The following is a 12,544-nucleotide window of genomic DNA, read 5'->3' as shown; positions in this document are numbered from 1 at the left end:
CCGGTCGGCCATGATCGGGATCAGCCTGGTGGCGGCGCCGGGGACGGCCATCGCCCCGGCTGGTCGTCCCGCACCGACCGGTGGTTACTCGTCGTCGCCGTCCGCCTCGGCCGACTCGTCGTCGTCATCGTCGAAGACCTCGTCGATCAGCATTCCGCCGGCGAAGCCGAGCGCCGCGCCCCCGACCGCACCCGCGACGACCGCCCCCATCCCCGGGCCGCTGCGCTCGTGGTGCTCCTCGTAGTGGCCGCCATGGCCGTAACCGCCATGTCCGTAACCCCCGTGGCTGTATGCCGGCGGGTATCCGGGAGCGCCGTACGGGTTGCCGCCGAACGCGGAAACGGCCGACTGGTGGCGTTCGAGCGCCTGCCGTACCCACCCGTCGACCCGGGCGAGCCAGTCGCCCTGGTCCGCCTCGGTGTGAGCCACGCTGTAGCGGCTGATCGCGTCGTGGCTGCCGCCGAACGCCCCGGTCCGCTTGTCGAACTCCAGAATCACCTCAACGCCGTGCGGGTTCGCCACGAACGTCAGCTCCACCTCGGCTATCCCGTGGGCGTACTGCGGCGGGGCGAAGAACTCGATCTCCTGGTAGAACGGCAGCGTCTGCGGTACGCCGTACAGCTGCCCCCGCTCAAGGTCGGCCCGCTTGAACTGGAATCCGAGCCGGGCGAACGCCTCGACGATCCGTTCCTGCACCGGCAGCGGATACACGTACACGGCATCCAGGTCGCCCTTGTCGATGGCGCCCGAGATCGCCACCTCGGTACGTAGCCCCATGGTCATCCCATGCAGGCGCTGCCCGTTCAGGTCGGTGACCGGGGTCTCCCACGGCATCGGCACCCGGAACGGGATCGACAGGTGCTGCCCCGCCGCAAGGCGCAGCGGTCCACCGACTCCGACCCGGGTGAACTCCACCAGCGCGTCGTACTCCTCGTCACCGCCCTCGACCTCGACCCGGGTCACCAGACCGACCGTCAGCTGCTCGATGTCCACGTCGTGGCTGCCGCCGACCAGGTTGACCTGCCCATCCAGCGGCAGTCCCGGGCGGGTGTTCGGGTTGGACAGGACCGTGTCGACACTCGGCCCCCCGACACCGAAGGCACCCAGCATCCTCTTGAAGACCACTACAACTCCCAACGGGTGACAGCAATTGCGCGCCCCATTCCCCGCCGTGGCCGGGTGGGCCGACCAATGGTCGAGATCACTTTCGTCCACTATGGAGCGCTGTGCCGGGACCGTACCAATCGAAACTGGACGAATGCTGAGAGCTGTCCCGGGAAAGCAGAGCCGACTTCGGATCCGACCGGATACCGCTCGGGTCGGATCCGTACGGCTGGACGTGAACGACCTGCGCACCCCCGCCCTCGACGTCGAGGGCCGCCCCGGCTGGACAGGGGCGGAAAATCAGAAGGCCGACTCTCGAAAGTTCGAGAATCGGCCTTCTGACCTACATCGCTTGGTAGCGGGGACAGGATTTGAACCTGCGACCTCTGGGTTATGAGCCCAGCGAGCTACCGAGCTGCTCCACCCCGCGTCGGCCCACTAACAGTAGCGCATCGGCAGCGGCGATCACGAAGCGGGCTGGCAAAGGCCAGGGATTCGTACGAAACCAGCACGCTGCGTCGCCCGGGGCGAACCGGCCGAATCCGCTTGCCCCCCGACGGAAAAGCTGTCGCAGCCCGACGGAAAGGCTGTCGCACCCCGACTGAAAGGCTGTCGCAGCCCGACGGAAAGAAAACGACCCGGCTCCAGAATCTGGAACCGGGTCGTCAATTGGTAGCGGGGACAGGATTTGAACCTGCGACCTCTGGGTTATGAGCCCAGCGAGCTACCGAGCTGCTCCACCCCGCGTCGGCCCGCTTACATTAGCGCACCGGACGACCTGACCGCAAAACAGGTCGGAAAGCACCCGAAGCCACCCAGCAAAACAGCGCTGCAACCCGATGGCGATGGCCCGGGTTGCAGCGCTGGCTGCGGGCGGTAGGGACTACGGGTTGATCACCCGCCCGGTGACGCTGGCGCGCTGGGCGGGGGCGACCCGGCCGGTGCCCCCGGCGAGCCGGTCGGCCTCGGCGACGCAGCGGGCGAAGCAGCCTGTTGGGCGGCCTGGAAGGCGGTCATCGCCTCGTCCAGCGCCTTCAGGGCTCGGCCGTACCGTTCGAAGTCGCCGGACGCCTGCGCGGCCTTGACCTCGGCGATGGCGGCCTGGACCCGGGCCGCAGCCGCCGCCAACTCCCCGGTCATCGGCGGGGTGCCGCCGTCCCCGGGTGGCGTGGTGCCCCCGTCCGGCGGCGGTGTGGTTCCGCCCTCGGCCTTCTTACCCTGTTCGACCAACTGCTTGATGCCATCGGCCAGGTTGTCGGCCAGCACGACGTACGAGCCGCCGTCACCGTAGGACAACAGCACCTTCTGCAACACCGGGTAGGCGTTGGTCTGGTTGAGCTTCACGTACACCGGCTCGACGTAGAGCATGCCGTCCCCGAAGGGCAGCGAGAGCAGGTTGCCGTACTGCACCTGGGCCTGGTTGGAGGAGAGCAGGTTCAGCTGTTGTCGGATGGTGGCGTTGTTGGTCATCCGCTGGTGCGCCTGCACCGGCCCGGAGACCGCCGTCTGGTCCGGCAACTCCAGCACCTCCAGGCGCGGCTTGCCGTCCACGTACGACCCGGAGATCAACGCGGCGAGGTTCTGCCGGCCACGCGGGGTCACCGCCGAAGTGAGCTGGAACCGGGCACCGTCCTGGCCGGGCAACTGGGTCAGCAGGTAGTACGGCGGCTGCTTCTTGTTGCTGTCCGGCGCGTCCGGGACGTTCGGCACCTCCCAGAAGTCCTGGCCGGAGTAGAAGTCGCCCGGGTCGGTCACGTGGAAGTTCGACAGCAGGTTGCGCTGCACCTTGAACAGGTCGGCCGGGTAGCGGAAATGTGCGGCCAACTCGGCCGGGATCTCCGCCTTGGGCACCACGAGATCGCCACCGAACGCCTTGTTCCAGGCCTTCAGCACCGGGTCGGTGTCGTCGAACTGGTAGAGCTTCACCGTGCCGTCGTACGCGTCGACGGTGGCCTTCACCGAGTTGCGGATGTAGTTGACGTTGGTCTTGGCCAGCTGGAACGTGCCCAGGCCGGTCAACTCGTCGGCAGTCTCGGTCTGCAGGTTGACCTGCTGGGCGTACGGGTAGGTCGCCGAGGTGGTGTATCCGTCGATGATCCACTGGATCCGCCCACCGACCACCGCCGGGTACGGGTCACCGTCCAGGGTCAGGAACGGGGCCACCTTCTCCACCCGGTCCCGGGGGTTACGCACGTACAACAGCTTGGAGTTCTCGTTGATGGCCCCGGAGAGCAGGAAGTTGCTCTCCTGCTCCTTGATGGCGTAGAGCAGCTTGCGGGTGAACGAGCCGATCTCGACGCCGCCGGCACCGGTGTAGGTGTAGTGCTGCTCCCCACCGGCGCTGGTCGGCCGGTCGAACTCGACGGGCCGGTCCTTGTCGACCTGGCCGACGATCGCGTAGTCGCCCTCGCCCATCTGCTCGCCGTAGTAGATCCGCGGCTGCTCGGTCGGGATCTCCTCGGTCTGCGACGAGCAGGCCTCCTCCTGTGTCCGGTCCCCGAGGAAGCCCGAGACGAAGAACGGCTGACCGCCGCAGACCACCTTGTTCGCCGGCGCGGCGACCAGGCCGTAGCCGTGGGTGAAGACGGTGTGCCGGTTGATCCAGCCACGCTGCTGCTCGGTCAGCTCGCTGTAGTTGATCTCGCGGAGACCGACCACGTAGTCCTGGGTCCTGGTCTGGCCCTGCGGCCCGACCGCATAGCGGTCGATGTCGAGCTTCGGGCCGAAGTCGTAGAAGCCCCGGACCTGCTGGAGCTGGGTGTAGGTCTCGGAGACGAGTTGCGGGTCGAGCAACCGGACGTTGGGCACCACCGTCGTGTCGGTGGCCAGGCTCGGCGGCGGCTTGAGGTTGGCCGCCGCGTACGGCTTGCTCTGGGTGTCATCCAGCCCGAACGCCGCCCGGGTCGCCTTGATGCTGCGCTCGATGTACGGCGCTTCCTTGTCCTTGGCGCTGGGCTTGACCTCGAAGGTCTGCACGGCCCACGGATAGATTCCGCCGATCGCCACGGCCGAGACGCCGAGCAGGGCCAGCGAGATACCCGGCCAGACGAGGTTACGCATCACCGCGTTGGAGAACACGATGATGGCCACCGCCACCACGATGGAGATCAGCGCCAGCGTCTCCTTGGCCGGCAGCAACGCGTTGACGTCGGCGTAGCCGGCACCGTACAGCTTGGTGCCCTCGTTGTACTCCAGCAGCATCGCCCGTCGGTCCAGCACGTAGGCGACGGCCTTGAGCAGCACGAAGACGGCGACCAGGCTGGTCAGGTGGGCCCGGGCCGCGCCGGTCATCCGGTCGCCGGCCCCCTGTAACCGGACGCCGCCGAAGATGTAGTGCACGGCCAACGAGCCGATCACGGCCAGCACGATCGCGGTGAAGCCGAGCCCCAGCAGATAGCGCAGGAACGGGTACTCGAAGACGTAGAACCCGACATCGATCTTGAACTCCGGGTCCTTGACCCCGAAGTCCTGGGAGTTGCGGAACAGCATCCACTGGCTCCACCGGCTCTGGCCGGACAGTCCGGCGAAGAGGCCGACGAGCACCGCGATCGCCACGAACCAGGTGCCGATCCTCGGGGCCAGCAGCATCCGGTAGCGCTCCAGCGTGGCCTGCTCGACCGAGTGCGGGCGCAGCATCGGCCGTAGCCGGTAGGCCAGCCAGAGGTTGCCGCCGATCACGACCGCCATGGCCAGCCCGACGGCGATGAAGAGCAGCACCCGGGTGAGCAGCACACCCTTGAAGACCTGGGTGTAATCGACCTCGTCGAACCACAACCAGTCGGTCCAGGCCTGCACCCCCCAACCCAGCAGGGTGAAGAGCACGAACACCCCGAGCAGCACGCCGACCGTGACGCGCCCACGCCTGCTCATTCTCGGTAGAGGACTGCTTCGCATGACCACTATTTGCTCCGCATGCTCGGTGTGACCGGCTCCGACCAGGCACCCAGAGTACGGGGTGTTTCTGAATGTAGTGAGTCAAGGTCAGCGTGGCCGGTCAGCAACGCGTCGGCTGACCCCCCGCACGCAGGGTCTCCAGAGCGGTCAACGCATCGTCGAGCGTGTCGACCTTGAGCAGTGGAAGGTCGGGCTGGGGGTTGCGCAACGCCTCGGCGCAGTTGTCCGCCGGCACGAGGAAGACCTTCGCGCCGGCCAGCTTCGCGCCGACGAGCTTCTGTGGAATCCCGCCGATCGGTCCGACCTTGCCCTCCTCGTTGATGGTCCCCGTACCAGCGATGATCTTCCCACCGGTCAGGTCCTCGGGGGTCAGCTTGTCCACGATGCCGAGGGCGAACATCAGTCCCGCGCTCGGCCCACCGATGTGATCGAGGTCGATCTTCAGGTCGAACGGGTGCGGTTGACGCTGCTCGATCGCCACACCGATCCGCGGTTTGCCGTCCTGCTCCCGGCTGGTGACCGTCGCGGTGCCCGGCGTGCCGGCCCGGGTGTAGCCGATGCTCAACGCACTGCCGGCCGGCTTGGCCTGGACCAGGCTGGTGAGCTTCCGGCCGAAGGTCACCGGTTGTCCGTCGACCGAGGTGATGATGTCGTCCGGCTGCAACACGCCCACCGACGGTCCGTCCGGGGTCACCGTCTTCACCACCACCTGGACCGGGTAGCCGAGTTTGATCAGTGCCGCGGTCTCCGCACTCGTCTGCGACGCCGCGAAGTCCTCCGCGTTGCGCTCGTCCACCTGCTGCTGCGTCTGGCCGGGCGGGTAGATGAGTTCGCGCGGCACCACCGCCTCGTCGTCGGAGAGCCAACCCGCGATCGCCGACAGCAGCTTCACGTTGGGCTGCACACCGACCGTGGTGAGTCGGAGCTGACCGGCGGAGGCGCTGGTCTCCTGGCCGGAAACCTGGATCACCTGCTTACCGTCGTCGGCACCCAGCGTGTCCACCGTCGGCCCGGGGCCGAGCACCACGTACGGAATGGGCGCCGCAAGCACCCCGATGCTGAGCAGGGCAGTGATCAGCGCACCGAGGAGAACGGTGATGCCGCGACGTCTCATGGCCCAGAGCGTACCGAGCGGTCCGGTTCCGTTCTGCGTGTGAACCCCCAGTTCTCCCTGAGCGCAATGCCTGGACCGGCACTATCTCCTCCGGCGCGCGTACCGTAGATGTCGTGCCTGATATTCCGTTCGGCTTCGCGCTCCCCGGTGGTCAACCGCCCGACCCCAACGACCCCGCCCAACTGCAGCAGTTCATGACCCAGCTGCAGCAGATGCTCAGTGCACCGGGCAGTGGTCCGGTCAACTGGGACCTGGCCCGTCAGGTGGCGTCCAGCCAGCTCGCCTCGGCGGGTGACCCGGCCGTGACGCCGTATGAGCGAAACGCGGTGGAGGAGGCGCTGCGCCTGGCCGACCTGTGGCTCGAACCCACCTCGGCCCTGCCGTCGGGCATCCACAGCCTGGTCTCGTGGAACCGCAACGAGTGGATCTACAAGACCCTCGACGTCTGGCGCAAGCTGTGCGACCCGGTCGCGGCGCAGATGGTCGGGGCGATGGGCAACCTGGTGCCGCCCGAGGCCCGTGCCCAGCTCGGCCCGATGCAGTCCATGGTCACCACGCTCGGCGGCGCGCTCTTCGGCGGCCAGCTCGGGCAGGCGCTCGGCTCACTGGCCGCCGAGGTGCTCTCCGCCGGCGACATCGGCCTACCGCTCGGGCCGGCCGGCACTGCCGCGCTGGTCCCGGCCAACATCAAGGCGTACGGCGAGGGCCTGGAGCTGCCCGAGGACGAGGTACGCCTCTACGTCGCCCTGCGCGAGGCCGCACATCAACGACTGTTCCAACACGTACCGTGGCTGCGCGGGCACGTCCTGACGGCGGTGGAGATGTACGCCTCCGGCATCACGGTCAACCGCGAGGCGATCGAGGAGGCGATGGGGCGGGTCGATCCGACCAACCCGGAGTCGATGCAGGCCATGGCCCTGGAAGGGATCTTCATACCGGAGGACACCCCGGCGCAGAAGGCCTCCCTGGCCCGGCTGGAGACCGCACTGGCCCTGGTCGAGGGCTGGGTCTGCCATGTCGTCGACAGCGCGGCCGGCGAACGGCTGCCCAACGTGGTACGGCTCGGCGAGGCGTTCCGTCGCCGTCGGGCCGCCGGTGGCCCGGCCGAGCAGACGTTCGCTGCGCTGGTCGGACTGGAGTTGCGTCCGCGGCGACTCCGCGAGGCGGCGGCCCTGTGGGCGGCGCTGACCGAGCACCGGGGCATCGCCGGGCGGGACGCGCTGTGGGGTCACCCGGACCTGCTCCCCTCCGGCGAGGACTTCGCCGACCCGGACGCCTTCGCCCGGGCCCAACTCGACCTCGGCGACCTGGACGACTTCGACTTCGGCAAGCCCGAGTAACCCCCCCTCGCCTAGTTGATCATGAAGTTGTTGTTCACGTATCGGACTTTTCGCGACAACAACTTCATGATCAACGCGGACGGCGGGGTGACGCGGACGGCGGGGGTGACGACACTCAGCCGCCGAGCAGCACGCGAGTGACGTCCCAGCCCTCAACCGCCGGATCGAGGGTCGCCAGGTCCGCAGGGCCGCGCAGGCGACGCCAGGACGGCGTCACCGCCACGTCCGCGGCACGCGGGGCGGCGGCCCGCACCGTAGCGGCGTCCGCAGCGTCGAGATCGATTTCCGGCAACCAGTCCGGTGCCGGCAGTCGGGCGGCCACGCCGAGCAACCCGGCTCCACCGGGCGCGACCGCGACGGCCCGGGTCGTGAGCGGACGAAGCAGCTTGGCCAGCAGCAGAGCGGGCAGGTCAGGGGCGTCGGCGGCGATCACGGCCGCCTGGTCGTAGCCGGCGGCGGTAGTTGCCGCCAGGACAGCGTTGACGGTCCGGACCGGCACCTCGTAGATCGGCATCCCGGGCCAGGCGACGGCCTCGGCCAGTACGCGATCGGCGGGGACCGCCGCGATCGCCGGTTCCACCTCGTTGAGCGTGGCGATCAGATCCACCACGTCCTCGACAAGTGCCGCCCGCCAGGCTGCCAGGTCGATGCCGGGCGGCCCCCAGCCGGTCGCCCCCAGCAGCGCCACCACCACACGTCGTGCCATCCGCAGAGCCTAGCGTCGCCGGGCCCACGGACGGACGCTCAGCCGGCCGCCTCGATGCCGGCCGGGTCGATGCCGGCCGGGTCGATGCCCGCCGCCGCGACGCCCTCCAGGTAGCCACGGGCCCGCTCGGCCTTCGGATAGCGCCCGACCAGCGCCCAGAAGCGGGCGTTGTGGCTGGGCACGACGAGGTGGGCCAACTCGTGCAGCAGCACGTAGTCGATCACCCAGTCGGGCATGTCCTGGATCCGGTGCGAGATGCGGATCGTCCGGTCGGCCGGGGTACACGAACCCCACCGGCTCTTCTGGTTGGTCACCCAGCGAACGCTCTCCGGGATGGCACCCTCGCCATGCTCGCTCAGGTATCGGCTGATCAGGCGACGGGCCCGGACCAGCAGTTCGTCATCCGACCGGACGAGCCGTTCCTCACGGGCAGCCAGCCGGGCGAGCATCCGGTCGACCCACTCGGACTCCTCCGCCCGGGAGAACTGGTCGGGGATGAGCACCACGACGCGCTCGCCATCCCGGTAGGCGGACACCGTCCGACGCCGGCGCTGGCTGCGCCGTACCTCGACGACCGGCTTACGCGCCCCAGCCATTACCGGCCCGCGCAGCCCCGGGTTTGGTTCACGAAGGCAAGCTAACGGGTAGTGACCAGGGGACCGCAAGAGTCAACGCGCCGACACGCGTCAGAAAAATCCTGCTTAGGGATAGATCGTCCTAAAAATTCTTTGGTCAGCGGCCTCACCGGCGACTCCGAACACCCCGTCGGAGATCTTCGCACGGCACCTTGCGCCGCCTGAACGGACGTACCGGCCCACGGTAAACGATCACTCCGCGTGCCCGTCCGACAGCACTCTTACGGGCAACTTGAGGGATTCACCCGGCGTGTCCCTGCGAAACTGACTTATCCGACCTATTCCGGCATGCACACTCTCGTCGTCGGCTTCCTCACAGTGTCGACGCATTACTGACATGGGACCGCCCAGACCTGGGTAGGGTCCGCGAGCCGGCGGTCACGTGGTGACCGAGGAGAAGACCCCCGCGCCGGAGCCAACTGGCCCGCCGCTGGGCGCCCGTCCTGATCACAGGATCGACGGGAAAGGACGAGGAGGGGCAACGTGGCCGAACAGGCCCAGACCTACAACGGGTACTGCGTCAAGTGCAAGGAGAAGCGCGATTTCGAGGGCACGGTCGAGGTGTCGAAGACCGGCATGAACATGGCCAAGGGCAAGTGTCCGGTCTGTGGCACCACCGTGAACCGGATCCTGGGCAAGGCGAAGGTCTAGCCACAGGCGATCAGGTACCCAACCGTGGGAAGGGGCGGCCGATCGGCCGCCCCTTCCCACGTATGCCCGAAGCAGCCGGCTGGAAGATGGCCACGCTGTCGCGATGTGGACATGACTCAATGTGTCCACGGGGCGACAAAAGCTACCCGCCAGTTGTGGATATCGACCGAATTCCTGTGGACAACACCCTGCGGAGACCGGGACGGCTGTGGACAACGACGTACGGGCCGCCCGGTGACGGTGACAGTGTGTCGCCCCATGACCAAGAACAAGCTGGCCAGCCCGCTCCCCCGACCAACGCTGCTGCCCGGCCTCGCCCGGCTCTGGCGCAACCGCCACACCCTGCAACTCGGCCTGGACCCGGCCCGGGCCGTCCTGCTGGAGGTGGCCGACCCCGGCACCGCCCGCCTGCTGGATCTGCTCGACGGAGCACACAGCGAGCGGATGATCCTTGATCACGCCGCCCGGCTCAGCGTCTCCCGGGACGACGCCCGTACCCTGATCGAGACGCTGCGGGACGCGGGCCTGGTCGTCGGCGCACACACCCTGCTCCCCCACGACCTGCCCGAACCGGCCCGCCAGCGACTTTCCGCCGAAGCTGCGGCCATCGCCCTGCGCGGCCCGGATGCCCCGGGAACCCCGGCGCAGGCGCTCCGCCGCCGGGCCGCCGCACAGGTGCTGGTGACCGGCCGTGGCCGGCTGGCCGCACCGGTGGCGATCGCCCTCGCCCAGGCGGGTGTGGGGCACGTCAGCGCGGACATCGCCGGCCAGGTGGAACCTCCCGATGCCATCGGCAGCGGCCTGCTGGCCAGCGACATCCGCCGGCCCCGGACCGCCGCGGTGGTCGACGCAATCGCCCGGGTCGCGCCCGGTACGGAAACCGGACCGGTACGGCGCGGCCGGGCCAGCCTGGTGGTGCAGGTCGGCACGGATCGTCCCGCCGGACTCCTCGCCGCCGGTTACGCCCAGCGCCGCCAGGCGCACCTGTTGCTGGGGATACGCGACGGCGTGCCCGTCATCGGACCACTGGTCCAGGCTGGTGGCTCACCCTGTTTGAACTGCCTCGACCTGCACCGGCGGGACCGGGACCCGGACTGGCCGGAGTTGGCTGCCCAACTCGCCGTCGCCGGTACGACCGAGCCGTGCGCCGCCTCGACGCTGATCGCGGCCGTTGGTTACACGGTCGGGGAGATCCTGACCTTCCTCGACGGCGGCCTACCGGAGACCGTGGGTGGTGCCGTGGAGATCAGCACCCCGGGCCGGGTACGGCGGCGGGCCTGGCCACCACACCCGGCCTGTCGCTGCATCGGGCGGCGGCGATAGTGGAGGATATGTTCCATACATCCCAACTGTCACCAAGCCAATTGACAAACCTGGCGGTGGAGGTGGTCCTACCCACCCTTTCGTGGCGGCAGCGACCCGACGAATTCGGTAACAATGATCTGGTGACCGACATCCCGCGCCGGGCCGTCTCCCGGACCGCCAAGCTCGCTGCACTGCCGCTAGGCTTCGCCGGGCGGACCGTCCTCGGCATGGGCAAGCGGGTCACCGGGCTGGCCAGCGAAGTGATCTCGGCCGAGATCCAGCAACGCACCGCCGAACAACTGTTCAGCGTGCTCGGCCAGCTCAAGGGCGGGGCGATGAAGTTCGGCCAGGCGCTGTCGGTCTTCGAGGCCGCGTTGCCCGAGGAGATCGCCGCCCCGTACCGGCAGGCGCTGACCAAGCTCCAGGAGGCGGCCCCACCGCTGCCCGTGGCCAGCGTGCACAGGGTCCTCGCCGAGCAACTGGGGCCGGACTGGCGCTCACACTTCGCCGAGTTCGACGACACCCCGACGGCTGCCGCCAGCATCGGGCAGGTGCACCGGGCGATCTGGCAGGGTCCGCCGACCGAGCCCGCCGCCGGCAACCGGCGACGCCGGACCAGCAAGACCGCCAAGCGGCAGGTCGCCGTCAAGGTGCAGTATCCGGGGGCCGGGGAAGCGCTACTGGCCGATCTCAAGCAGCTGTCCATGCTCAGCGGCATGTTCCGCGCCATCCAACCCGGGCTGGACATCAAGCCGCTACTCGTCGAGTTGCGTGACCGGATCACCGAGGAACTCGACTACGAACTGGAGGCCGAGTCGCAGCGTGCCTTCGCCGCCGCGTACGCCGGCGATCCGGAGATCTACGTGCCGGAGGTGGTGGCCGCCTCGCCCCGGGTACTGGTCACCGACTGGGTCGAAGGCACCCCGCTGTCCCAGATCATCCGCAGCGGTACGGAGAGCGAACGGGACCAGGCCGGCTACCTGATGGCCACCCTGCACCTGTCGGCGCCCAGCCGAGCCGGGCTGTTGCATGCCGACCCGCATCCAGGCAACTTCCGACTGCTGCCGGACGGGCGACTCGGCGTACTCGACTTCGGTGGGGTGGCCCGGCTCCCGGAGGGCGCGCCGGAACCGATCGGCCGCCTGCTCCGGCTGGCCCTGGCCGGCGACGCCGAAGCCGTCGTGGCCGGACTGCGGGACGAGGGCTTCGTCAAGCAGACCGATTCGATCAACGCCCAGGCGGTGCTCGACTTCGTGCTGCCGATGCTGGAACCGCTCTCGGTCGACGACTTCCGCTTCACCCGGGCCTGGTTGCGGGCCGAGGCAGCCCGGTTGGGCAGCCCGAGGTCGCCCGCCTACCAGCTGAGTCGGCAGCTCAACCTGCCGCCGGCGTACCTGCTGATCCACCGGGTGACGCTCGGCTCGATCGGTGTGCTCTGCCAACTGGAGGCGAAGGCCCCCTACCGGTCGATCCTGGAACGCTGGCTGCCCGGATTCGCCCACCCCGCCTGACCCTGCCCACCCCCGCCTGACCCCGTCCGGCCCGACCGGCAAGGGCGGGCAACGGGCTCCCAGTTCACGCCGGTGTCGACCAGCGTCGGGCAAGGGCGACGGCGACGTATGCGACGAAGACCGGAAGGGCCGGTCGGAACGGAGCTGTCCGCTCCGTCCCGACCGGCCCTCAACCCCCGGTTGTGTCGGATTCAGTTATCGGGTGCCCAGCTCGCGGGCCGCCCGGCGGCGGCTCTCCAGTGCGACGTTACGGGCGGATCGGGTTGCCTCAGTGCTCGTGGTGG

9 protein-coding genes and 2 tRNA genes are annotated in these 12,544 nt (G+C 68.9%); 4 read left to right on the top strand and 7 right to left on the bottom strand.

Features of this window, described 5'->3' with window-relative positions:
• Positions 1–84 precede the first annotated feature (84 nt).
• The 5 genes from ACFQ4H_RS22865 to ACFQ4H_RS22845 all read right to left on the bottom strand — a co-directional run bounded on the left by ACFQ4H_RS22865 (position 85) and on the right by ACFQ4H_RS22845 (position 6,112).
• Positions 85–1,125, bottom strand: a complete 1,041-nt coding sequence (locus ACFQ4H_RS22865) for a sporulation protein (RefSeq protein WP_377573727.1) — start codon at positions 1,123–1,125, stop codon at positions 85–87.
• A gap of 332 nt (positions 1,126–1,457) precedes the next feature.
• Positions 1,458–1,534 (bottom strand) — tRNA-Met (locus tag ACFQ4H_RS22860).
• 240 nt (positions 1,535–1,774) lie between these two features.
• Positions 1,775–1,851, bottom strand: a tRNA-Met gene (locus ACFQ4H_RS22855).
• Between the two features lie 147 nt (positions 1,852–1,998).
• Positions 1,999–4,998, bottom strand: a complete 3,000-nt coding sequence (locus tag ACFQ4H_RS22850; RefSeq protein WP_377573724.1) for a UPF0182 family membrane protein — start codon at positions 4,996–4,998, stop codon at positions 1,999–2,001.
• A gap of 100 nt (positions 4,999–5,098) precedes the next feature.
• Positions 5,099–6,112 carry a YlbL family protein gene (locus ACFQ4H_RS22845; RefSeq protein ID WP_377573721.1) on the bottom strand — a complete coding sequence of 338 codons (1,014 nt, stop codon included), beginning with the start codon at positions 6,110–6,112 and terminating at the stop codon, positions 5,099–5,101.
• Positions 6,113–6,294: 182 nt separating this feature from the next.
• On the opposite strand from ACFQ4H_RS22845, the gene ACFQ4H_RS22840 reads away from it, so the two are divergent.
• A complete protein-coding gene (locus tag ACFQ4H_RS22840) occupies positions 6,295–7,452 on the top strand; it encodes a zinc-dependent metalloprotease (RefSeq protein ID WP_377573802.1) in 1,158 nt (385 codons plus the stop codon).
• 115 nt (positions 7,453–7,567) lie between these two features.
• Here ACFQ4H_RS22840 and ACFQ4H_RS22835 read toward each other — a convergent pair whose 3' ends face one another.
• Both ACFQ4H_RS22835 and ACFQ4H_RS22830 read right to left on the bottom strand, forming a co-directional pair.
• Positions 7,568–8,158: a hypothetical protein gene (locus ACFQ4H_RS22835; protein WP_377573719.1), complete on the bottom strand. Its 591-nt coding sequence runs from the start codon at positions 8,156–8,158 to the stop codon at positions 7,568–7,570.
• A gap of 38 nt (positions 8,159–8,196) precedes the next feature.
• Complete coding sequence (locus tag ACFQ4H_RS22830; RefSeq protein ID WP_377573716.1) at positions 8,197–8,754, bottom strand: M48 metallopeptidase family protein; 558 nt, start codon at positions 8,752–8,754, stop codon at positions 8,197–8,199.
• Between the two features lie 522 nt (positions 8,755–9,276).
• On the opposite strand from ACFQ4H_RS22830, the gene ACFQ4H_RS22825 reads away from it, so the two are divergent.
• From ACFQ4H_RS22825 to ACFQ4H_RS22815, 3 genes are all read left to right on the top strand, one after another.
• Positions 9,277–9,444 carry a DUF5679 domain-containing protein gene (locus ACFQ4H_RS22825; RefSeq protein WP_377573713.1) on the top strand — a complete coding sequence of 56 codons (168 nt, stop codon included), beginning with the start codon at positions 9,277–9,279 and terminating at the stop codon, positions 9,442–9,444.
• A gap of 258 nt (positions 9,445–9,702) precedes the next feature.
• On the top strand, positions 9,703–10,767 hold the full coding sequence (locus ACFQ4H_RS22820; RefSeq protein ID WP_377573711.1) for a hypothetical protein: 1,065 nt from the start codon (positions 9,703–9,705) through the stop codon (positions 10,765–10,767).
• 122 nt (positions 10,768–10,889) lie between these two features.
• Positions 10,890–12,260, top strand: a complete 1,371-nt coding sequence (locus ACFQ4H_RS22815; RefSeq protein WP_377573708.1) for an ABC1 kinase family protein — start codon at positions 10,890–10,892, stop codon at positions 12,258–12,260.
• The last annotated feature ends 284 nt before the right edge of the window (positions 12,261–12,544 follow it).

Source organism: Micromonospora sonneratiae (assembly GCF_042679305.1).
GTDB classification, from domain to species: Bacteria; Actinomycetota; Actinomycetes; order Mycobacteriales; family Micromonosporaceae; genus Micromonospora_H; species Micromonospora_H sonneratiae.
The sequence above is the reverse complement of the archived record's forward strand: the minus strand, read 5'-3'. Positions and strand labels throughout refer to the sequence as shown.